Source organism: Clostridium bowmanii (assembly GCF_018861315.1).
Taxonomy (GTDB): domain Bacteria; phylum Bacillota; class Clostridia; order Clostridiales; family Clostridiaceae; genus Clostridium_AD; species Clostridium_AD bowmanii.
In genome coordinates this window covers 16,657-41,404 of the sequence record NZ_JAHLDL010000037.1, presented here as the reverse complement: position 1 = coordinate 41,404, position 24,748 = coordinate 16,657, and the positions used below count along the sequence as shown (strand labels likewise).

At 29.7% G+C, this 24,748-nt stretch carries 20 protein-coding genes; 19 read left to right on the top strand and 1 reads right to left on the bottom strand.

Annotated features, from left to right (window positions below; genetic code table 11):
• The 4 genes from KPL51_RS19320 to hfq all read left to right on the top strand — a co-directional run.
• The coding region (locus tag KPL51_RS19320; RefSeq protein ID WP_446681742.1) for a MutS-related protein at nt 1-1,121 on the top strand (1,121 nt) is incomplete at its 5' end.
• A gap of 82 nt (nt 1,122-1,203) precedes the next feature.
• A complete protein-coding gene (gene mutL, locus KPL51_RS19315; RefSeq protein WP_216165204.1) occupies nt 1,204-3,147 on the top strand; it encodes a DNA mismatch repair endonuclease MutL in 1,944 nt (647 codons plus the stop codon).
• 14 nt (nt 3,148-3,161) lie between these two features.
• Nucleotides 3,162-4,100, top strand: coding sequence for a tRNA (adenosine(37)-N6)-dimethylallyltransferase MiaA (gene miaA, locus KPL51_RS19310; protein ID WP_216165201.1), 939 nt, complete (start codon nt 3,162-3,164; stop codon nt 4,098-4,100).
• 82 nt (nt 4,101-4,182) lie between these two features.
• Nucleotides 4,183-4,431: an RNA chaperone Hfq gene (hfq, locus tag KPL51_RS19305; RefSeq protein WP_216165198.1), complete on the top strand. Its 249-nt coding sequence runs from the start codon at nt 4,183-4,185 to the stop codon at nt 4,429-4,431.
• A 107-nt stretch (nt 4,432-4,538) separates the two neighbouring features.
• Here the strand turns inward: hfq and KPL51_RS19300 are convergent, their stop codons facing one another.
• Nucleotides 4,539-4,925, bottom strand: coding sequence for a thioesterase family protein (locus KPL51_RS19300; protein ID WP_376770105.1), 387 nt, complete (start codon nt 4,923-4,925; stop codon nt 4,539-4,541).
• Nucleotides 4,926-5,135: 210 nt separating this feature from the next.
• On the opposite strand from KPL51_RS19300, the gene KPL51_RS19295 reads away from it, so the two are divergent.
• From KPL51_RS19295 to KPL51_RS19225, 15 genes are all read left to right on the top strand, one after another.
• Complete coding sequence (locus KPL51_RS19295) at nt 5,136-5,558, top strand: VOC family protein (RefSeq protein WP_216165195.1); 423 nt, start codon at nt 5,136-5,138, stop codon at nt 5,556-5,558.
• A gap of 323 nt (nt 5,559-5,881) precedes the next feature.
• Nucleotides 5,882-6,412 (top strand): RNA polymerase sigma factor SigY, encoded by a 531-nt coding sequence (sigY, locus tag KPL51_RS19290; protein ID WP_216165193.1) that lies wholly within the window; start codon nt 5,882-5,884, stop codon nt 6,410-6,412.
• Entirely contained in the window at nt 6,413-6,820 is a 408-nt protein-coding gene (locus KPL51_RS19285; RefSeq protein ID WP_216165191.1) for a DUF5345 family protein, read from the top strand. It begins immediately after the preceding gene.
• Entirely contained in the window at nt 6,820-7,038 is a 219-nt protein-coding gene (locus tag KPL51_RS19280; protein WP_216165189.1) for a sigmaY antisigma factor component, read from the top strand. Before KPL51_RS19285 ends, KPL51_RS19280 begins: the two co-directional genes overlap by 1 nt.
• Nucleotides 7,039-7,249: 211 nt before the next feature.
• Nucleotides 7,250-7,456, top strand: a complete 207-nt coding sequence (locus KPL51_RS19275; RefSeq protein ID WP_216165187.1) for a PLDc N-terminal domain-containing protein — start codon at nt 7,250-7,252, stop codon at nt 7,454-7,456.
• Between the two features lies 1 nt (nt 7,457).
• Entirely contained in the window at nt 7,458-8,384 is a 927-nt protein-coding gene (locus KPL51_RS19270; RefSeq protein ID WP_216165210.1) for an ABC transporter ATP-binding protein, read from the top strand.
• A complete protein-coding gene (locus tag KPL51_RS19265; RefSeq protein WP_216165185.1) occupies nt 8,371-9,126 on the top strand; it encodes a hypothetical protein in 756 nt (251 codons plus the stop codon). Before KPL51_RS19270 ends, KPL51_RS19265 begins: the two co-directional genes overlap by 14 nt.
• 610 nt (nt 9,127-9,736) lie before the next feature.
• Nucleotides 9,737-10,789 (top strand): hypothetical protein, encoded by a 1,053-nt coding sequence (locus KPL51_RS19260; RefSeq protein ID WP_216165182.1) that lies wholly within the window; start codon nt 9,737-9,739, stop codon nt 10,787-10,789.
• Between the two features lie 38 nt (nt 10,790-10,827).
• Nucleotides 10,828-12,000: a hypothetical protein gene (locus KPL51_RS19255; RefSeq protein WP_216165179.1), complete on the top strand. Its 1,173-nt coding sequence runs from the start codon at nt 10,828-10,830 to the stop codon at nt 11,998-12,000.
• Nucleotides 12,001-12,010: 10 nt separating this feature from the next.
• Nucleotides 12,011-14,698 carry a GAP1-N2 domain-containing protein gene (locus KPL51_RS19250; protein WP_216165176.1) on the top strand — a complete coding sequence of 896 codons (2,688 nt, stop codon included), beginning with the start codon at nt 12,011-12,013 and terminating at the stop codon, nt 14,696-14,698.
• A gap of 32 nt (nt 14,699-14,730) precedes the next feature.
• Complete coding sequence (locus KPL51_RS19245) at nt 14,731-15,705, top strand: hypothetical protein (RefSeq protein ID WP_216165172.1); 975 nt, start codon at nt 14,731-14,733, stop codon at nt 15,703-15,705.
• Between the two features lie 16 nt (nt 15,706-15,721).
• Nucleotides 15,722-17,491 carry a vWA domain-containing protein gene (locus KPL51_RS19240; protein ID WP_216165170.1) on the top strand — a complete coding sequence of 590 codons (1,770 nt, stop codon included), beginning with the start codon at nt 15,722-15,724 and terminating at the stop codon, nt 17,489-17,491.
• A gap of 60 nt (nt 17,492-17,551) precedes the next feature.
• Nucleotides 17,552-20,956: a tubulin-like doman-containing protein gene (locus KPL51_RS19235; RefSeq protein ID WP_216165167.1), complete on the top strand. Its 3,405-nt coding sequence runs from the start codon at nt 17,552-17,554 to the stop codon at nt 20,954-20,956.
• Nucleotides 20,957-21,071: 115 nt separating this feature from the next.
• Entirely contained in the window at nt 21,072-23,417 is a 2,346-nt protein-coding gene (locus tag KPL51_RS19230; protein WP_216165164.1) for a hypothetical protein, read from the top strand.
• 19 nt (nt 23,418-23,436) lie between these two features.
• Nucleotides 23,437-24,708, top strand: coding sequence for a vWA domain-containing protein (locus KPL51_RS19225; protein ID WP_216165161.1), 1,272 nt, complete (start codon nt 23,437-23,439; stop codon nt 24,706-24,708).
• The last annotated feature ends 40 nt before the right edge of the window (nt 24,709-24,748 follow it).

Below are 24,748 nucleotides of genomic sequence, written 5' to 3'. Positions count from 1 at the left end.
ATATTGAAAAACACGTAGAAAGAATGAAAAATACTGCTAAGCTAATATCTGAAATTGATTGTTTAAGCTCCTTAAGTACAATTGCTATTGAAAATAATTATGCCAGGCCTGAAATAAACACAAAGGGCGTTTTTAATATTAAAGGGGGGAGGCACCCTGTAGTTGAGAAAATGATGCCACCAAACACTTTCATAGAAAATGACACATATATGGATACAGTAGATAATCAACTATTACTAATTACTGGACCTAATATGGCGGGTAAATCCACCTATATGCGTCAAGTGGCACTAATAACTATTATGGCTCAAATAGGCAGTTTTGTTCCTTGTGAGTCTGCTGATATATCTATCTGTGATAAGATTTTTACCAGAATAGGAGCTTCAGATGATCTGGCTGCTGGTAAAAGTACATTTATGGTGGAAATGTGGGAAGTTTCAAATATATTACAAAATGCAACCAATAAAAGTCTAGTTTTACTTGATGAGGTAGGTAGAGGTACAAGTACTTATGATGGACTAAGTATTGCTTGGTCAGTAATTGAGTATATTTGCAAAAACTCTAATTTAAGGAGTAAAACCTTATTTGCCACCCATTATCATGAGTTAACAAAACTTGAGGGTATGATTCAGGGAGTTAAAAATTATTCAGTAGCCGTTAAAAAAATTCAAAATGAAATTGTATTTATAAGAAAAATTGTTCCAGGTGGGGCTGATAAATCTTATGGAATAGAGGTTGCAAAGCTTGCAGGTCTTCCAAAAGAAGTAATAAGCAGAGCCAATGAAATTTTAGAAGTACTAGAGAATTTTAATAATACAACAGAAATTGATCTAATACATGAGCAAACTTCAAAGAAGAATCAATCAAATAAAATTAATGATCATAATGAGAAAATAAATAATAAAAGTGCTAAGAGGGATAATGGTAATACCTCAATAAAAGAGGTAGCTGTAACTTATGAATCTAAAATAGCAAAAGATGAAGCCGTTCAAATTAGTTTTACAGACATAGAAAAGGATAATTTTTTAAAGGAAATTAAAGATATAAATATCCTTAATCTTACACCTATGGATGGGTTTAATAAACTTTACGAACTAGTTAAAAGGGCGAAGTCGTTATAGAAATAACGTATTTGATATAGAAAGAGAGAAGTTGCTATATAAGTACCAAGTTGCTATAGAAATACAAAGGAAGTGATTTATTATGAGAATCAATATATTGGAAGTTGAAACGTCCAATAAAATTGCTGCAGGTGAGGTGGTTGAAAGACCTTCATCCGTAGTAAAGGAGTTAGTTGAAAATAGTATAGATGCAGGTGCTAAAAACATTATTGTGGAAATTTTTGATGGTGGTCAGACAAATATAAAAGTAATTGACGATGGATGTGGAATACATATAGATGATATAGAAAAGGCATTTTTGCCACATGCTACTAGTAAAATAAAATACGTTGAGGACATCTATAATATACACACATTAGGGTTTAGAGGAGAAGCGCTGCCAAGTATTGCTTCAGTGTCTCGGACTCTATTAAGTAGTAGAACTAAAGAGTCCTCCTCTGGTAAAGAAATATCCAAGAGCTCTGGGGACATACTTTATGTTAAAGAAATAGGATGCAATGTTGGTACAACCATAGAAGTTAAGGATCTGTTTTTTAATGTTCCTGCAAGACAAAAGTTCTTAAAATCGCCTCAAAGAGAAGCAGCCTTAATATCAGATATTTTGGGTAGACTTGCACTAGCTAACAATGAAATTTCTTTTAAACTAATGAATAATGATAAAAAAGTCCTATCTACCTATAGTTCTACAAATCTTTGCGATACTATTAGATACATATATGGTAAAGAGGTTGTAGATAACATTACAGGTTTTGAAAAATTGGGCGATATAATGTCTGTTCATGGATACGTTGGTAATGCAGTAATAAGTAGAGGAAGTCGAAATAGGCAAAGTATTTTTGTTAATAAAAGATATGTTAAAAGTAGTCTAATTACTGCAGCAGTAGAAAATGCATTTAAATCTTTCTTGACTATAAATAAATTCCCTTTCTTTGTAATATATTTAGACATTTTTCCTGAGTATATAGATGTAAATGTCCACCCACAAAAAACTGAAATTAAATTTCAAGAGGATAAAGATGTATTTAAGTTTGTTTTTGGTGCGGTGCATACGGCAATTGGTGATAGTTTAAGAGAAAATTTCACTGTAGGGGAAGAAAAAGATAATAATGAAAGTTACAGTGCCCCAGAAGTTGAAAAAAATACTTTAAAAAAAGATATTTATGATTTTAACAGAATAGTCATAGATGAAAAAGTTAAAGAAGAGTTAGAAAAGAGTGTCCAAATTCCATTGGATTTTAAATATAAAAAGTTAAACAATGAAACAGATAACTCTATGAAATTACATTATTCAAAGCCCAATGGTGAAATAGTTACAAGGGTTTCACAGGGTGAATCTGCTAATGAATTGGCAGATGAAGATACAACTGAAAATATTAGGGAGAATCATGGGAATAATTATGATGTGAGTAAAGAAAAATCAGCGGATGGGATTTCTAGAATTTCAAAGTTTCCTGAGATAAGAATTATAGGGCAATTTAATAAAACCTATGTCTTAGGTGAAGCATATAATGAGCTTTACCTAATTGACCAACATGCAGCTCATGAAAAAATACTATTTGAAAAGTATAAAAGTGAGATTATAAAGTCAGAGGTGCTATCCCAAATTTTACTTACACCAACTGTAATTGAACTTAGTCATGAAGATTACGCCTACTATAATGAAAATGAAGCCGTATTTAAAAATTCTGGGTTTGATATTATTGAATTTGGAGAAAATACAATAAGTATAAGAGAAGTTCCTATAATACTTGGTAAACCGGATATTAAAAATCTCTTCAATGAGATATTAGATAATTTAAAAAATATGGGTACGGGGAAAACTGAAGAAATTAAATATACCCGTATAGCTACAATGGCATGTAAAGCAGCAGTTAAAGCAAATAATCAACTTTCTGAATTAGAAATGAATAAATTAATTAATGATTTAAGATATATAGATGAACCTTTTACTTGTCCACATGGAAGACCTACGATAATAAAAATTACACTAAATGAGCTAGAAAAGAGATTTAAAAGAATACAATAGAAAAAGGTGACAATATGAAAGATTTATTTATTTTAGCAGGTCCCACAGCTATAGGAAAAACAGAAATCTCTATAAAATTGGCACAAAAACTAAATGGTGAGATTATATCAGCGGATTCAATGCAAATATACAGATCTATGGATGTTGGCTCTGCTAAGATTTCAAAAGCGGAGATGAGAGGAGTTCCTCATCATCTAGTAGATATAATAGAGCCTAGTGAAGATTTTAGTGTGGCAGAATTTAAAGAAAGAGCTGGAATTGCTATTGGAGAAATAACTAATAAAAATAAACTCCCAATGTTAGTTGGTGGAACTGGGTTTTACATAAATTCATTAATATACAACTATAGTTTTGCACATACTCATAAAGATGAACAGTATAGAGAGTATCTTACAAAGCTTGCAGATACGCAAGGTAACGAATATGTTCATAGCTTACTTAAAGATATTGATGAACAGTCCTACAATAAATTATATCCTAATGATTTAAAAAGAGTTATTAGAGCTTTAGAAGTATTTAAAGTAAGTGGTAAACCCATGAGTGATTTTGCATCGCAGCAGAACGTTTTAGATATTCCTTATAATGTATACTATTTTGTGTTAAATATGGATAGACAAAAATTATATAGTAGAATAAATTACCGTGTAGACATAATGATGAAAAATAATTTAATCCATGAAGTTATAAGATTAAAAGAAATGGGTTATAATTCAGATATGCAATCAATGAAGGGTATAGGTTATAAAGAAATACTGTACTATTTAAACAATGAAATATCATTAAATGAGGCTATAGAAATGATTAAACAAGGAAGCAGAAATTACGCAAAAAGACAGCTTACTTGGTTTAGAAAAGACCCAAGAGTAAATTGGATTGATAAAGATGATTTTAACAGTGATGATGAGATTGTAGAGTATATTGCAAGTCAGCTATATTCTATGAAAAAATTATAAATTACTATATTTTCATAAAATTAAAAGGATTTTTAGAACATTTATAGAATATTCTAAAAATATATATTGTGGAGGTGCATCTATGAATAAATCTACGAATAATTTACAGGATATAGTCTTGAATGGAGCAAGGAAAAATAGAATACCAGTTACTTTATATTTGACAAATGGTTTTCAGCTGAAGGGTAATGTAACAGGGTTTGATAGTTTCACGGTGATTTTAAATTGTGATGGAAAACAAATGATGATATACAAACATGCAATTTCTACCATAACTCCATTAAAACCAATAGCATTTAATGACATTTCAGAAGAAAGTCCATTACCTTAATAGGTGGAAATATAAAGAATGAAACATAAGACATAATGCACCCTTGAATTTTTAAGGGTGCATTATGTCTTATGTTTCATTTAATTGCAATGAAAATTCTTTGCAGTTTAACGTGATATTTTTTTAATGAATTCTTTTGAATTTACTATGTACCGTATATGAATTCCCTCACCTATTTTACCAATATCATCATATGCTTCTACTTTGAAAAATAATTTTTTTCCTTCGGTCTTTTCTAATATAGATTCAGCGCTAACCTTCACACCAAGAGGTGTTGCTTTTATATGTTTTACACTAATCTCTATTCCAACTGTTGTGAAACCAGCAGGCAATTCCTTTTGGATACAATTTTTTGCCGCATTCTCCATAAGAGCCGTCATAGCTGGGGTTGCATAAACATCTAAATCTCCAGAGCCATAATAACTTGCTGTATCACTGTTGCCAACAGTTTGTTCCATGGTGAATTTTATGTCTTTATTAAAATTAAATTCCAATTTTATCACTCCCAAATTTGCTTGCTGTTTTTGAACTAGACCAATACTTATTATACTAACATCATTATGAAAATCTATCAAATAATTTACTGGGATAATGACGCAAGATTTTAAGAGTATAGGATAGCAGCTCTAAAAAAATATGAAAAGAAGAAAAAACAGTGATTGTATAAACTTGAAAAAGAAAGTCAAAGAGGAGGAGTTGGGAAAATGATTCAATCAATAGTTCATATAGCACTTGTCGTGGAAGATTATGACGAGGCAATAGAGTTTTATACAAAAAAGCTTAATTTTAATTTAGTTGAAGATACTTATCAGCCAGAGCAAGATAAACGATGGGTGGTAATATCACCACCCGGATCAGTGGGAACCATAATATTACTTGCAAGAGCATCTAAACCTGAACAAGAGCCATTTGTAGGAAATCAGTCAGGCGGTAGAGTTTTTCTGTTTTTAAATACTGATGATTTTTGGAGAGATTATAATGAAATTCTCTCAAGGGGAATAGAATTTGTGAGAGAGCCCAAAGATCAATCCTATGGAATGGTTGCGGTGTTTAAGGATTTATACGTGAACCTATGGGATTTGTTAGAGTTAAATGAAGATCATCCAATTTCAAAACGAATCAAGTAACTGTTGAATTAATACATTGCTTGAGGTTAAAGATGATGATGGTAAATATCAACTAAAAGTTATAAAAGATTATAAGCTCTAGATTTAAAAGGGCTTATTTTTGTGCCTGGATTAACATGAAGACTAGAATATAAAACTGAAACCATAAATAGAAAGGATATGGAATAATGGAGGAAATTAATATGTATGTATATCATTTTTTCAAAAGGAAAAAAGAATTTTAAATAAAAATAGTAAAATAAATTAATATTTATGGATTATAATAAATATAGTGAACTTATTAGTGGAAATTTGCGTTAAAGTATTGCTAGGGGTGATTATTATTGGATGAACTAGAGCTTATTAATAAAGCTAAAGATGGGAATAAAAGTGCATTAAATTCGCTTTTAGTAGATAATATTAATATTTTAAAAGGCTACACTATTAAAATGGTAGGAGATCAGCATTTAGCACAAGATATTATACAGGATACTTTACTTAAAGCTGTGATTAATATAAATAAATTTGAACCTAGAGCAAGATTTTCTACTTGGTTAATAAAAATAGCTACTAATGTTTACCGGGACTATTTAAGAAAGCATAAATCCTATGAATTAATAGAGGAGAGTTTAGCTGATAAGAGCAAACAGGTAGAGGATATTGTAATATCAAATTATGAACATCAAGAAATAATGAAAATAATTTTAAAGTTACCTTATGAGAAGAGGGCTGTATTTATTTTAAAGCACTATTATGGCTACAAATATGAGGAAATATCAGAAATTATGGGTTGTCCCATTGGAACAGTTAGGTCAAGGCTTCATAATGCAATAAAATATATAATATGTGAAATTGAAAGAGAGGAGATTATATAGGTGAGGGATTCTGATAAAATTAAAAACACTATAATTGATGAATTTTATAATGAAGAACATGAAAATAATGATAAAAATGCAAAATGTAGTGATGAATATCGAGATTTTAAAAGTAAACTAAATTCTGTCGGCGAGAAAATGGATTTGCTAAATGAAGATATATTCGATTTTGATATAGATACCTTAAGCATAATAGAGCAAGGGGAGTATATAAGAGAAAATAGTAAGAATAAAAAAGAATTCATTATGTTTATATTATCCGCCACTATAATTCTTTCTTTATGTGCCATAGTCGCTCTTAAAATGGGTCCTAGGATATTTATTATTTCACAGATTATTATAGTTACACTAACTCCTTGGATAATAATACCTGCAATAGCAATTAAAAAAAGGGGAAGTGAAGTTTAATGGACTTTTTAAATAATCCACTATTTATAGCGCTAGCCATAGCCATTCCTATTGTATTAATTCAAGGAACTTGGGTGTTTTATGATGCAAGGCGACGTAAAGAAAAATACTATTGGCTTTGGGGTATTTTTGCACTGTTGAATGCACCAGGTAATCTGCTTATTTATCTATTAGTAACACGAGTAATATTAAATAAGAAAAATAAAGGTAGCAGTTAATTTATTAGCTGTTACCTTTACTTATGTTTTATAGAATATTATAAAACTTGTTTGAAAAATTCAAATTAAGGACAAGGAATTATTTTAACTTAAATTTTTCTAAAGTAAAATGAACTTTTTGATTTTCATTGCGTTAAAGTTATGAAAATATGAAAAGGAGCATAACATTTATTGTGTTATCTTCCTAAATTAATAGAAGGAGGAATAATGCATGTTTGAAGGAATGGCTTTAATAGATTTAATAAAATTACTTGCACCTATAATTGTAATAGAAGTAGGTCTTATGGGTTTCTGCTTGTATAGGTTAACTCAGGATAGAGTGAAATTTTTACCTAAGTGGGTGTGGGCATTAATAATAATTTTTATTCAATTAATGGGGAGCATAGCTTTTTTATTAATAGGAAGAGAGCGTGAATAAGATGCTTAATGTTGTAAACATTAATAAAAAGTATGGGGATTTTGAGGTTTTAAAGGACATATCCTTTGAGATAAAAAAAGGTACAATTTATGGATTTCTAGGGCCTAATGGAGCAGGAAAATCTACAACTATGAATATACTTTCAGGGCTAATTGATTTTAATGGTGGAGAGATATATTTGGATGGAGAGGATTTTAAAAAAAACAAAAGAAGATTATTAAAAAAAGTTGGATACCTTCCACAAAAACCGGTATTTTATAATTACATGAATGCAAATGAGTATCTACATTTTATTGGTGAGATATCTAATATGCCAGAGAAAAATATAAGGGAGAGAACTTTAGAAATTTTAGAAGTTGTAAAGCTCACAGAAGTTGCAAAGAAAAAAATAGGACAATATTCAGGTGGAATGAAGCAACGGCTTGGAATTGCAGTGGCATTATTTAATAAACCCGAAATAGTTTTTTTGGATGAACCCACCTCTGCGTTAGATCCGGAGGGAAGAATGGAAATATTAGAGTTTATAAAAAACTTGAAGTCAAGTGGAACCACTGTTTTTATGTCTACGCATATATTGAGTGATATAGAAAGAATTTGTGACCATGTAAGTATTTTGGATAATGGGCGAATATTGGTATCTGATAATTTAGAAAATCTAAAGAACAAATATATTCAGCCTATATTTGATATTGAGTTTGAAAAACCTCCTGAAAAACTGGACAAAGCTCTTTTAAACTTTAAATGGATAGAGAGTGTCTCGATAAATGCAAATAAGGCTTCTATTTATGTTAAGAATTTAGGAATTGCTAAATCTGAACTTCTAAAATTTCTTGCCCCTAGAGAAAATACTATTTTATCTTATGAAATCAGAAAAAGTAATCTTGAAGATATTTTTATAAGGTTGGTGAATAAAAATGACAACATTTAAGGCTTATTTTAAAAAAGAAATAATGGAATCTAAAAGACAATATAAATATATAATACTTGCTATAGGAATAATTGCTTTTGCTGTAATAAATCCAGTTATGTTAAAGTTACTTCCTAAAATATTGGGACAACAATTAAAAGGAGATTTAAGTTCACTTATTGTTGCTACTCCTAAGGCTGCAATTAATGATTATACTAAGAGCCTTTTTCAAATTGGAACCTTATTCATTATATTTACATTGGGAAGTAATTTAAATGAGGAAATAAATGATGAAAAACTTGTGTTCCCATATTCAAAGGGAAGTAAGCCTGCTGGCATAGTACTGGCTAAAATAATTCATTATACCATTGTGGTAACCATATTAACATTTATAGGATTTTTGACTTGTACTTATTATGGGAGTATTTTGTTTAGGGGAGAAAAGGTTGCTATTTCAGGTGTTATGAATTCAGCCCTCTTAATGTCTATATATTATTTTTTCAATATTACCTTAGTAACATTTTTTAGTAGTATTGTGAAAAAAGGTGTAACAGCTGGTTTTATAACTCTTATGATAACTTTTATAAGCGGTGTATTTGTAAATCTAAATACAATCGGAAAATTTATGCCATACAAGTTAGTGGAGGGGGCAAATTTATTTACACTAGAAAATTATTCTTATACTATAGCATTTTCAATTATGTGTAGCATACTATTTATAATAGCTACTATTTTGAAGATGGACAAGGTTGAGGTAATATAAATAGAGATTTTAAGCAAAAACGCCAACAAGGTTTATTTAATCATAACTCTATAAAATATTGACATTAATGTAAATATTAATTATAATATTTATATAACACCTGGTTATTTAAAAGTAGAGCAAAGAGAATACCTATTAACAATTGTTATGTTACCTAAAACAAAAGGGATATCAAAACAAGGGGGTATATATTATGCCAGATAAGGGTAAAAGTAAAGGGACTACAACTAAGAATGCAGGTAAAAAAGGTGAGAAAAAAGAACAAAAAAACAAAGGTCCTAAAAAGTAATAAAAAAACCTGAGCTCAAAGAGTTCAGGTTTTTTACTTTTTAGTAGTGAAATATGGGTAGAATTATTTAAGGTATCTTTAGTAAAACAATAAAATACTAAAATTTTCAATAAATTTACAAAATATATGATAAAAATGGTTGTAATAAATCAATTTTCAAACCATAATTGAAAAAGAGAGTTATTAAAAAATATATGAATATATAATTTATGGTAGTTTGAATGAAAATCTAATAAATCAGAGGATATTGTAATCTACTGTAGAATATATTTAAGTGATAAGTTTTAGTACAAGCACATAAAGGAGTTGGATCCAATAGGAATGATAATAAAGCATAAAGAAATTAATGATTTAAAAGAGGAGATAGAGATAATTCTTTCTATCAAAGATGAAATATCAGATGAAGAAATAAATAACTTCGTAGACTCTTTTCCTTCACTAACTGAAAGTGAAGTTAGGGAGAAAATTGCAGAAATAACTGGTGATGATGAATATTTAATAGAAGAAGTAAATATAGATGAGCGATTTGATGAAAAACAAATAAATTTACAAAATAATGCTCTTGAAATAGCCGAAATAGCTAAGGTGACTGAAATACCTGAAATGATTGGAATTGAAGCAATAACTGAACACAGTCAAATAAAAAAAGAACAAGCAGAACAAATTATGGTGAATAAAATTGAAGAAAGTAAAGAAAAATCAAAACCAACAGTAGAAGCATTAAATACCATGCTAACGGATATAGTGGCCGTAGTAGGTGAAGTTAAACATAACCAATTATTCTTGCAATGGCAGTGGCCAGAAAAAGCAAATAGGGCTAAGGTAGTTTATAGAAGAGATAGTTTTTCTAAAAGTGCCGAGGACTCATCAGCAGTTGCTAGTGTAATAAAAAGAGAAAAAGATGAAGTAGAAGGAGTATTTGTTATTGACAATATAGTAGAAGGAAACTATTATTTTACTATTTATGTTATGACAGAAATAAATGGACAGTTTTTTTATTCAGCAGGCAAACGAAGACTTATGGTGAATAGAAAGCCAATTGAAATATATTATGATTTGAAGATTAAAAGAAGTTTACTTGGCAAGCTTAAATCAGCAGAAATTTTTTTTAGTATGGAAGAGGATGAGGAAATTAAATTACCTGCTATTACTGCTATAGGTAAAAGAGGCAATATGCCAATTCAAAAATCAGATGGTGATGATGTGTGTACTTTTAATGAGGTAGTAATAACTAAAAATAAGCTTTCTGCTTTTGACTTTCCTATAGAGGCCATACAAAACAATATGTACATAAAGCTATTTGTTATGAATGATAAAGAAAGTACTAGGTATAGGATAATATCTCCAGCTAGAGAAAAACTATATTTTAAATAAGTATTATCTAATGGAAGAACTGCTAGGAGGAATGAAATATGAATTTAATAAAAAAATCTACTTATATATGCCCATTTTGCTTTACGGAACATAAATTAAATGAAGTGAGTTTTATATGTAAGAATGAACCAAACAAATGTGAAAATGTTAAAAAGGGAATTGTAATGCCGCCAGTTATTAATGATGCTAAGAATACAATGCCTAAGGATATGTTCTGCGATTGTTGTGGGGAGAAAACAAATGTGAAGGTTTGTCCTACATGTAATGCAGAACTTCCCTACACTATTGGTGAATATAAAGATTTAATTTTTGCTGTAATAGGTGCGAAGGAAACAGGGAAGAGTCATTATATTGCAGTGCTTATAGATAAAATAATGAACGAGATTGGTGCTGCATTTAATTGCAGTCTGCAAGCCATTAACGATGCTACCATAACAAGATATCGTAATGATTTTTATTATCCCGTATTCAGAAACAAAGAAATAATAAGGGTTACGCATTCAGCTAAGACCGACACTTCAGTTAGTCAGCCACTTATATATACCTTGTCTTTTAGAGAGACAAGCACCTTTGGTGGTCTTTTAAAAAGCAAGAGAATAAGTAATGTTGTGACTATAGCTTTTTTTGATACTGCAGGAGAGGATTTGAATGAAGAGGACACTATGAAGTCTGTAAATAAATACATATATAATTCATCAGGTATTATATTTTTATTAGACCCACTTCAACTCACTAATGTACGAAATTCTCTTCCAGAGGGAACACCACTACCAGAACAGAATACTGAAATCGAGGATTTGCTTTCAAGAACAGCTAATCTTATAAGACGTGCAAAGGAAAAAAAAATGACTCAACTTATAGATATACCAGTGGCAGTGGCATTTTCAAAAATGGATGCAGTGGAATGTTTACTTGATCCATCTAGTTGTATTAATTATCCCAGTAAACATATAGGGGCCGGAAAATTCCACATTGCAGATTTTGAGGATGTAAATGGGTCAATGGAATCTCTTGTAAGAAGTTGGGGTGGAGAAAATTTCGCTAATCAGCTTAGTTCAAATTTTAAGGATTATGCTTATTTTGGAATAACTGCTTTAGGTTGCAGCCCGGATAGTAATCATATTAAGAATTTAAGACCTAATAGAGTTGAAGATCCGTTTTTATGGTTGCTATGGAAACATAAACTCATAAAATCAGAAAAGAGAAAGTGAGGATAAAGGCATGAAAATACAGCAATTGTATTATACATCATGTAGAAAAGGCCTTTCCTCTGGAATGGGATTTCAAACCTACTCCATATCTGAGGGAATTACAGAAGCAGAAAGGAAAGAGATAGAGAGCTACTGTATGTATGTACCACCTAGTAATCTTCCTAGTCAACCTACTAAAGATGAAATAGATAAACTATTTCCAATAGCTTTTTCTTATTTTATCCTTGAAAATGGAAAACAAGTAGTATGTCAAGCAAAATATACAGGAAAAGATTATAGTGGACGCTTTGGAAACTACTTCTGCCATATTTTATTGTTTGAAAAGGGAGAACTACCCTTTCATCCTATACAGATGTATGGATCAGAGGTTTTTAAAAATAAGTTAACTACCGAGGAAGAAGATGAGTCGCAAATAGGGTTTTTGGAAGCTTTGCAGCAGGTGCCTTTAGGGAAATCTATAACATTAGAGAGTGTTTCGGAATTCTTAAAAGGCGTTTCTGTTACAAAAAGGAGCAAGAGTTTTAAAAATATGATGAATGCAGTTATTGAATATAACAAGGAGAAGAAGAAAATTGTTTTTTGTGATAACAATGAAAATAATGTTTACTGGATAGCGGCTCTTCAAATGTGTCTTCCTTTAAAATTTTCTCGATTGTTAACTTTCACTACCTATAGCAATGATTGTGAAAATGCAAATTATATTATTTGTGGTACATCAGGAGAAGGAACTAAAGTCAATTTTAAAGATTGTAATAATATTTATAAATATAATGCATTTGATTTTATAAATGGATATAGTAGTGATTTAAATCATGACTTCAATTTTTCTAAATTAGCACAGGTAGGGCTTTCAATATCAAAAGATAGTCTACTACCATTTATAGATTTCATAGTTAAATTTGAATATGATGTCTTGGATGGTCAGGTTGATGATTGTTTGTATCTATATAATATGACTAAAAGAGGCATTGCCAAAATAAATACAGTAAGTATAATAAAGGGAATAGACTTTATTAATAACTATGGCTCAATAGAGTCTTTCCAGGAGATTTTTATACAAATCGAGCCTGTGCTTAAAAAAATAAGTGGAGAGGTAGATATACATAGCGCAGAGGTTATTTCAAAATTTTTATTTAATATAGCTCTGAAAACAAAAAATGAAATTTACATAAAGACTGCTTTTGAATTCTTTTTTGATGCTCTCTATTTTATGGTGGTAGACAGAGATAATATTAAGTTAGATGAGATTATAGAATTACATGACAAGATAAGAGTTTTAAATAGCAATAAGATAGATGAGTTTATAAGATATTCCTTCGATTTTTATAGAATGGATGATCTGTACATATATATGGAAGGTGCAAAGGCAAGGCATGCTCAGTTTTATTTATACACACTATTCGGAAATTTTATTTTCCATAGCTATAGGGTAGGTACTATTACAAGCTGGGAAAGTATAATTAAAAATACTGCACTAGTGAAATTAATTGATAGATGTATTGAAATTTTAAGCTTAAGCAAAGATGAGATGAAATTTATAACTAAATCTATTTACAAGAATGATGAGTATTTTTCCAATTTTATGGTTATGTGCTATAAAAGTGCTGTAGTAAGTGGGGATAATGGAAAAGAAAGAATGGTTGCACAACTTTTAAAGGAAGCAATAAAAGAGAATGATGAAGAGTGGGCTTTGAAAATTAGGGAAATATTGAATGGTATAGATGGCGGTGAAGAACTATTATTTAGATATTTCGTTTATGAACTCAACTTTGCTGAAGATAAGAGTGAATATTTTTGGGCTTATTGTGATTCCGTTTTTAATAAAATACCAAGATATAAACAAAAATATTTTTCGAAGGCTGCCTTGGAATTACTGAATAGCATAGAAAATAGTGAGGAGAATTCAAATGAAAACACTAAAATTCTTAAATATACACTAAATCACCGTTTAAAAAGTAATATAGACGCGTCTTTATTACTTTGTTTAATCAACAATTTTGAAAAGCAATTAGAGGCAACGTATCCAAAAGAAGAAATTGCAATAATTATTTCAGAAATAATATATCTTAAAAAATCAAGGGAGATTACTACAGAGCCTAATGTAACAGAACTTGTTTATTTTGGAATGAAGCTCCAGCAGGGCATTAATGTAATAAAAACAGTATGTGAAAAAGCTAAATTAAATTTTGAATATATAGACAGGCATACATACAAAAAATATTTACAATGGTATTTATTTAACATATATATAAATGGTGTAGATGAAAATTTGAAAGTAGATTATGAAAAAATAACTGATTCTATTTGTGTACAGGTGTATGAAGAAATGTATTATGAAACACTACTAAAAACCTTGGAAGATATATTAAGTCAAGAGAAGATTTATAAAAGGTTTTTAAAGGAAAATAAATTAGAAGGATATGAAGTGTTTTTTGATTTTGTAATTTATGTTTTCAGAAATATGGATGGTTTTTCAAATGATATATCGGAATATATAACTAATAAAATAATTGGTATTTTAAGTAATAGTTCCCTGCGTGAAATGAAGAAATATGAAAATTATATGAGCGAAAGGATTAGTACAGTGAGAAATAAATCAATGATAAGTAAGCCATGGAAGCGCATATGTAAGGTGGTTCATGGAAATAGAGAAATTTCTATAATTCAAAGAGGAATAAAGAAGTTAATTCGTAAATAGGGAAAATACTGATATAATGGGGGGGAATGGTATTGAGCATTTTTAATGATATAATGAGATTTATTTATAAAATAATAGTATATCCTATTAAGTTTATTTTGTTTGAGATTATATATTTTATAGAGAAAAATTTAATTAATAGGAATATGTCAGATATATGTGAAGAATGTTATGAAAAAGTAACATTACCCTATTATGTTTGTCCAAATTGTAATAACAGGTATCCTGCGCTTATGCCTACATTTAAGCATATTTTCTATTTTAAGTGCAGTTGCGGTAATAAATTGCCGCTAACTGCATTAAGCGGAAAAAACAAATTGAAAACCTTTTGTAGAAAGTGCAAAAGTGAAGTATCAATGAATAAAGTGAAAAAAATATGTATACCCATTATTGGGACTAATGCATCACTAAAAACAATTTTTATAAACAATATGATTGATACCATAGAATGGAAATTTGATAAGCCACCCTTCAAAGCCTATTTATCAACACCAAAAACTCAGAGGTTTTTCCTCGGAAAAAACGAAATAAAACCTTCTAGAAAAATTTATGTTTTTGATGCAAATGAGAAAGATTTAGTATTAAGTGATAGGGTGAAAAAGTATAGATATTTTAACTATTATGATGGAATAGTATTTATATTTAAACGTGAAGAGATTACAAATATAAATATAGAAGTGGACAATGAATTAAATTTAAATGACATATTTGATATTTTTATTTTAAATCTTCAAAAGAATTATGGATTAAGGCCTGGAGAAATAATTAATAAGGCGGTAGCAATTATAATTGATAATCCTATTTCTACTATGAGTAGCTGGAATAAATATATTGAAGAAAAATTTAATGCTAAAATTAAAAACAATTTTAGTAATTATAGATTTTTTTACAACGATAATTCTAATTTGAGAAATCAGGGGAAAAATGAGGACAAGTATTATGAAGCAGGAGTGTTTCAATGGATTTTAGGTCAGGTAGATAATAAAATATTGCGGTACACGGAGTAAAAAGGAGTAGAGCTAAATGAGGCATAATAAAAAAAACAATAGATTATTAGTATTTATGATAGTGATAACACTTCAAATATCCTGCACTCTAAGTGTTTTTGCAAAGACTGGTGCTGGAGTTTCAAATTTAGATATGATTTTCGTTTTAGATGCCAGTGGGTCAATGAAAACTAGTGATCCTCAGGAAATCAGAACAGAGGCCATTAAAATGTTTTTAGATATGTGTGGAGTAGAGGGAAACAAAGTGGGTCTTGTGGCTTATTCTGATAATATTATTAGGGTACATAATCTAGACATTATGAATTCAGCGGGTGATAAAGATAGTGTAAAGAGAATGACAACGTCCATACCCTTTGGGCAAAAGACGGATACAGGCATGGGTATAAAAGAAGCTGTAAAACTTATGGAGAGCGGACATGAAATTGCCAATAAGCCTATTATTATTCTTTTATCTGATGGTAAAAATGATCCTGAGAGAAGTATGGCTGAGTCTTTAAAGGATTTAAATGATGCAACAAATATTGCTAAAAGTAAACAGTATCCCATATATACTATAGGCTTAAACTACGATGGTACTGTAGATAAGGCGCAATTAGAAAGTATATCAAGTAAAACCAAGGGTAAAACGTATATAACTAATAAAGCAGAAGAACTTACAAAGATATTAACTGATATTTATGCGGATAACTCAAAAATTAATATTCAGAATGCTGGAAGTATCAGCGCAAATGGTAAATTTCAAGATGTAGCTTTAAATATTCCCAATAATAATGTAATAGAAGCAAATATATCTTTACTTTCTAATAAGCCTATTGAAATAAAGCTAGTAAATCCAAAGGGCCAGCAGGTAACTATTCCTTCTAAGGATATAATTTTTACTTCTTCTAATAAATATTCTATGTTAAAAATCTTAAAGCCAGTGCAAGGTGACTGGATAATCAAAGTTAAGGGAATTAGTGGAGATAAAATAAATATAAGCTACATTTTCAATTATGATATTGAGCTAGTGGCTAAATTTAATCCAGTGGCACCAAAATCTGGAGAGGTAATGAAAATAGAGGCTAATTTTTTAAGCAATGGACAAGTTATTGATGACAATGAGCTTTATAAAGACATGAAAGCAAAACTTATAGTTAAAAATTTGAAGAGTGGAGATATAAAAGAAATTCAGCTAGCAAACACTAATAATTTATTTAGTGGAAAATATACTCTGACGGATAATGAAAAATATGAGGTTAAGGTAAGAGTTGATGGAAAGAGTTTTTATAGAGAAACATCACCTATAACAATTGGAGGAGGAAATATAGTAAAACCTTCTAATAATACTAAGGTGGAGAAATCAGAGGAAAGTAGTAGTAAAAAAAATACAGTTGGTATTATTGGTGCTGTATTGGGTATCATTGCGCTAATTATAATATTAGCAACACTAATACTTAAAAAGAAAAATAAAGCGGCAGGTTTTGGGCGAGTGATGTTGCAGATTAGAGATATAAGCACTAGTGAAGTATCACCTCCACAACATAGAAGTTTGCATACTTATAGTGGAAAGTTCAGTCTTTATGACGTACTGGGACTTAAAGAGGAATTTTCAGAAGTACGGAATCTTAAGTTTTATTTTAAGGTTGATGATAGTATCGAGATAGTAAATAATTCGCAGTGCAGTATTCAAAAATCTGGTAGAGTTTTATCAAAGGATATTAAGACAAAGTTATATAATGGTGAAAGAATTGTAGTTCTTTTAAATAAATCATCTAAAAGTATAATTGTGGAGTTCTATAGTAACTAATTTTGTGGAAATCGAGAATTCAGAGCTTTGAACTTAAAATTGAAAGTGAGGGAAATTAATATGAATGCAAATATAAGAGAGCATATACAAGAGCTAAACGTAATGACTGGTGGGGGAATCATTAGTGATAAAATACGTGTAGATACCATTGAAAATCCTATGCTTATCATAGGACTTGGTGGAACAGGCATAGATGCAATGCTTCGATTAAAATATCAAATAAATAGAAGATTTAAATTACCTGAAGATTCATTAACAAAAATAAAAAAAGAGAAGCCTGATAAAATAGAATTTTTAGGCTTTGAAACTAATATGCAGGAAAAAAACAAGAAGTATAAGGGGATTGGTCTGGACCCTCAAAGTGAATTGGTTATGTTATCTAATGCAGAAATTGGAGCTATTTTAAGCGATAGAAAAGTTATGGATCAGTGTATTTCAGAGTGGTTATCTCCAGAGCTTAATATATCAGATGGAATGAAGGGTGCTTGTGGTGTTAGGCAAGCTGGAAGACTATTGCTTTTTACAAAGATAAATGAGGTTGTTGAGAGTATAGAGAAGAAAATAAATACTATTATGAAAGATAGTAAAGAAAAGCTATATGTGTTTATGCTTACTGGAATTTCTGGAGGAACAGGAAGTGGGTGTTTCCTTGATATTGCATACATAGTTAGAGGAATAATGGAAAGAAAATTTGGTGGCTATGGTATAGATAGAGTAAATATTTTAGGTTATTTATTTACTCCGGACGTTAATATATCTAAGGGCCTGGGAATACACGAGAGAAATTATATAATGAAAAATGGATATGCTGCCTTAAAAGAATTAGATTATTTAATGAACATATCTGAAAGAGGAGATAGATTTAAACAAAAATATAAAAGTGCTTTAGAAGTTGATTCTGGGGCTCCACCTTTTGATTTATGTCACTTGATTTCTGCTACAAACAAAGAGGGTAAACTATTAAGTAATGCTTATGATTATTGCATGAATGTTACTGCAGAAAATATTACGAACTTTATGGCTAGTGAGGAAAGACAAGCTGGGCAGGAGTTTGCTATACATGATTATATAAGTAATATCGAGCAAAATATTAAGAATATGGAAAAACCTTATTCCGCTAATTATAAATATAACATTATAGGTGCATCTTCAGCAGTTTTACCTATTGAGGAGATAACTACTTATCTTGCTTATAAAGTTTTTCAAAAGATGGATATAATGTTTGAAAAATCACCAACAGAGCAGGATGTGGATCAATTCCTTAGAATAGTGAAGCTTGACAAGGATTCAGTAGAGGCAAGGTTTGAACGTGAAAATTTAGGGCGCATACCTATTTCAGGATATAAAAATAGAGACAAATATGATTTTGCAAATGTTATTAAAAAACAAGCAGTAAACATGGATGAGGAGCTTAGTGAATACTTAAGGGATATTTGTGATGAATATTTAAAGGTAAAAAGGCAATACCCTGGTGAAATATCTGTAGTATTAAATGAGCAAATAGATAGAATGTTTCAAGATGCAGCAAAGGGACCCTTCTATGCTTCAAGGATGCTATTTTCAAATGAAGGCTTTAATATGGTGAAAACTTTAGAGGTAATAAAAGAATCATTAGTAGAAAAGCATAGAAGAATACCAGATAACATTAAAAACCTTAGAGAAGATGCTGGAGATAAATTTAATGCAGCTAAAAAAACTATTTTATTTACTAAAGAATCAAAGAAAAATGATTACATTGAAGCTAAAATAGAAGAATATTATGCAAGGACAGAAGAAGAAAGAACTTTAAAGATGATAGAATTCTATCAATATGCTATTGAAATCATAAGTGATTCAAATAATAAAATATATAAGGTTTACACAGAAATTTTAAATGAATTAAATAAGGTGCTTAAGGATGATGGAAATATTCTTGTTAAAGGTGAAGAAGTACAAATTAATAATGGAAAGACCTATTATTGGAATCTTATTAATGTACCAGATGTTGTAAAAACTATAGATAAAATGGTTTATGATGAAGACACAGATGATTTAATAAGAAGATTTACAGTTAAGCTTTCAAGAGAATCTCAAAAATGGATTGATGATCAGCATATGGATATAGTGGGCTCTATCTCAAATTTTGTATCAGAAGAGTTCGGCGATATAATAACAAAATCTATGGAAGATTTTTTAGTCATGAAGTATGGAGAAGAAAAATCAATTGAAAGATTAATTCAAACCGAAATTGCGCCAAGACTAGACGAGGATGCAATACCAGTGTTTCAGCTTCAAGATGCAGGGGGTTCACTAATTTTCCCATCTTGGAATATGGTTTCAGTGCCAGCTAAAACTCCAAGAATATATAAAGGAATTAAGGAATATAAAGAAAGCAGTACATTAGGTCATTCTGTAAATATTAAGAGAAGTAAGGTTTCAAATAAGATATTCTGGTTAAACACAGAAAATGGAGTACCCTTATATGCTTATACCTCAATTAGACAATATGAGAAAATTTATGAAGAATCTATTTTCACTAAAGAGGGAGTAGGAAGACACCTTATCCAAACAAGAGAAAATAATTGGACATATTTACCATCACCTATTCCTGAAAAGTCTTGGGGAACTAGTTATCACAATGAAAGGGTGAAAAAGTACAACAGTGAGATAAGACAGTTTTTTGATAAAGCTATGGATTATGGATGTATAGAGCGAGTATCAGAAATAACAAATTCACAGTATAAAGTTATTGTCACTAAAGAGTTTAATATAGAACAATTTTTATTAGCATATGATTTAGCAATTGAAGAGGAAAGAACTCCTAATGTAGCTGAAATAAGGAGATGCATTGGAGAACTTAGAAAATTATTGGAGAATAAATTAGAAAACATTGAGGACTATGATTTACAAATGTATTATATCTTTGATAGTAGAGATGAAGAAGTTGCAAAGGAAAACTTAATAAGAAGTCCAAGATTAATAGAACTTTTAAAAATAGAGATAGAAAAATATGATGTTATAAAGGAGCAGATTAATAAACTTGGGAGATTTATTGAATGTAACGATAAAAAAACAAAATTAATAGATAACTTTATTCAAGCTATGTATACAGAAACTATTTGTAAAAAGGGTATTGTGTATATGTATGATAAGGATGCAGATGAAAGGACAGAAATAGAACCATTTGTTAATCTAATGAAGCAAAGGCAATATGACCAGTACTCAATTTATAATAAATATTGTGAAATTGATGAAAAACATAGAAAGGTCATTGAAGCTAAGTCAGATAAAAGATTAGCTGATTTATCAATGGAAGAGGGAACTACTACATTGTACAGTAGAATAAAAGCTATGATAGAAACTTATAGTAAGGCTATTGAAGAGTTAGATTACAGAAGGTATGAACTGGAAAATGGACAAGATATGTATAGTTTCTATGTTAATACTTATGAGAAACTAAAGGAGATTAGGGCAAATTTAGAATAGCTTAAAGCTAAGTGTTCTGAATTAAGAGTTAAGAGTTGAGTGTAACTTGTAGTGAGTTACCCCAGCTCAATATAAATTTTAAACTCTTAATTAAAAAGGGTGGTGAGGTTAGAAATTGGAAAATATCTTAAAAAAATATGCAGAGGGGTATTGTTTAACTACGGATAATATGGTGTGCAGAGAAGATGAACAGAAAATTGCAAGTAGTCCAGTTATTTTTGTGTTCATTGGAGATAAGAGTAAGGAAGCACTAGAGGCTGTATATGAGGATGTAAATAAAAAATGGGATAATAGTAAAGGCATAATGTTTTTTAATGTATATCACAAAGAAAAATTTCAAGCAGAAAATGTTTTTAATTTTAAGGCTGTATTAGATGACACTGATATAGTAGAAAAAAAAGCTTTTAGATGTGGTATAGCTGATAATTTTTATAAAAATGAAAATGGACTTATAGCTTTAAATGAAGAAATAATGAAGATGAAAAATAAGCTTTTGGAGTGTGGTACACTTTTTAATTCTTTTGAGAGAGTAAATATTTCGGTGGTAAGTAGAGCAGATGATGCTATGAATATTTTAGTAGCGGAAATAAGTCTATTAATTAAAAATAAATTTTCACAGCATTTTAGGATTGTTTTAGCAGATTTTTATGGTTTATTAGTAGAAAAGAATCAGGAGGATGCGTTTTTTGATGCTGCCTTAGCCTATAGCTTTTTTAAGGAACTATCCTATATGCAAAAAAGTGATTTTACTTTTAAAGAAGATATAGAGGTTTTTGGAAGTGACAGGAAGCTACCAGTTATCAATGAAAATAAACCTATATTTGATTTAGTATATTTACTTAGCGATACTAATGAAAAAGGTATAATTTCCAGTGGAAGTCTGCTGGACAATTACGAAATCATTTCTTATATAAGTCTTATAAAAAACAGAAATGTTAGTATCGACACTTATTATGATATGGAGAATCAATACTATGATAATGCTAGGTTTAAAAAGAATATTTCACGGGATAATGAGAGTTTTACTCTAGTTACGGCAGGACTTGCAAAGATCAAGAGACCTAATAGTACGGTTGCGCTTATGGCAGTAAATGCATTCTATGATGAGTTGATAAATAAAATGAAGCAGTGTTCAAATAAAAACAAAGAGGATTTTCTTAAAGTTTTTATGCTAGACGACGAAAGTTTAGGTTTTAAAGCTAGTAGAATGTTACCTAAGGATAAGAGTGTAGAAGATATGAGGGGGATTATGGTAATAAATTCTAATATTTCAGTTTTGAAATTAGGGAAGCTTACATTAAGGGAAGCTGAGCAAATGATATATGGGAATAGCTGTGAGCATTTTTTTAATGAAAATTTTGAAAGTGATATTGATGATAGATTTGTAAATATAAGTCTTAATAAAGAGTTGCGAGATTGTGTCAAACTTTTAATTGAAGATGAAAAATATGGTTTATATGGTACATATAGCTTAACAAATCCACTAGAAGCTCTTCAGGATATAAGACTTAAGTGTGTAGATATAGATAAAAACATTGAAGCTATAAACCAAGAAACATATGAATTATATAATAAAAGAGTCCAAGCACCATCTCTTTTTAAAAGTTTATTTTCAGCCAATGCCGTTTTAAATAATATAAAAAAAGACCTATTTAAAGAAGTGTATGTAAATAAACTTTACATACTAAAACTTAAGATAGCTCAAAGAATTCTGAGATTAAGTGAAGACGTTATTATTAGTGTTCATGAAGAATTAGAAGAAAAAATTAATTACATTGAAAGTATAAAAAAGTGTATCGAAGATTATGCAAACAACGATATTGTTCAGCAAAATGAATATATAGCACAAAATATAAGAGAATATTACACGGTTATAATTAACAAAATTGTGAATAAGTTATCAGAGTGTTATGGAGAGAATTTTTATTTCCAAGAAAAATTTCTAGGGGATATAAATAAGTTTAGGGATGATAAAAAGCAACTTATTGAAAAATTATGTGATATTTGTAACAGTTATATTTTATGCGAATCTGAATTCTCAAAATCCTTTGAGGATGAGTTAAATGAAAGAGCCAATGTATCATTAGAATTTATAGATAATAATGTATTATCCAAAGATGAATTGTATAAAAGACTCTATGGTATATTAGAGGAAAACTCTTTTGTAAAAGCCTATATTATGAATTATAATGTGAATAAATATGAGGAAAAATATTTCTTTGGTGATTACAGTAGTGATTTTATTAAATATGCCGTAAATGTTGAGCGAGAGGGTAAAAGTTACAATATAGGGTATGTTCATGAAAAAAGAGCTAGTGGTATAGAAAAACTTAATTTAATGGGTGGATTTACATTAGGGGATGTAATTTATATTAAAAACGCAGCAAGATACTATAATTCTTGTATAGATAATGGATATAAGCTCCATAGAATAGATGCGTCATCACTTCCAGATATTTAGATGAAAAGGGGGGGCTTTTGTGAAGGATAAGAGAATTAACGGACTGATGATTTTCATGAGTGGGGTAGGAGGAATTATAGGTTTCATATTGAGTGAAATACTTCTAAATGCTTATAGATATACACTTCCCGAAAGTATACTCATGGGATTATATTTTGGTATTATAGCTTTTTTTGCAGGTCTTATGTGTATTATCGCAGAGGCTATCGCTCCAAGACTTAATGGTTATAATTGGAAAAATAATTATTTTAGAACATCTTTAAAGTTTTTAATACCTTGCACATTTGTACTTTTATTTATAGTTGGTGGATTATTTCAATTTATTTATGGGCTTAACAGTAACAATAAAAAGGTTAATGATATATTGATTTTAATTGATACATCTGAAAGTATGAAGAGTACAGATCCCAATAATGACAGATTTGAGGCTACCAAAAATCTTATTAAAAATATGAATGAAGAAAAAAGATTCTCAATTTACACCTTTAATAATGAAGCTTTAGAAATATTTCCAATGACTAAAGCTACAGAAAAAACTAAAGAAGCAGCAATAGAGAAGCTAGAAACTCTAAAAGATCCTATAGGTCAAACAAATATCAAGGCTGCTTTAGATAATGCACTAATGGAAATACAAAGCAGCGCAGAGGTTGATAGGCATGCCATTGTATTATTGTTATCGGATGGAGAAGATAGTTTTGATTTAGATAAGAACTTTGAAGAAGTTATAAAACCTCTTCAAGATAATAAAACTTCTGTTTATACGGTAGGTATGGCTAAGGTTAATAATTTTAAAATGCTAAAAAAAATATCTAACGAAACCAGTGGGAATTATTATAGCGTTTCTGAAAGCAAATATTTAAAGAATATTTTTAGCGAAATTTATAAATATAGAGACCAAAGGTTACTGGTAGATAAAAGAAATGGTTTATTTGGTAGCATTAAATTTTATGCTGTAATGAGAATAATATTTATAACACTTATAGGTGCTCTTATATCAGCGGCAATAAGTTTTATGTTCGACAATAAATATCTTTTGAAAGGCTTTATTACAGGAGGAGTAGTGGGTGGTTTAACCTCTGGAATTGTTTTAGAATTAGGATTTAAATTTATACCCTGGGCTGGAACTATTCATAGGTTAATCGCAGTTGTAATGCTAACAACTATATTTACTCTATTTTCAGTATCTGTAGATATAAATGATAAAAAAACTGGTTCTTTTAAAGATAGAAATTCAAAAATAAATTATGATTCATATTCGGAAACAAGCGATAATAATACATTTGGAGGATAGAAGGCTTTAAAGATTTTGTACTATGAAAAGTTTAATTAGG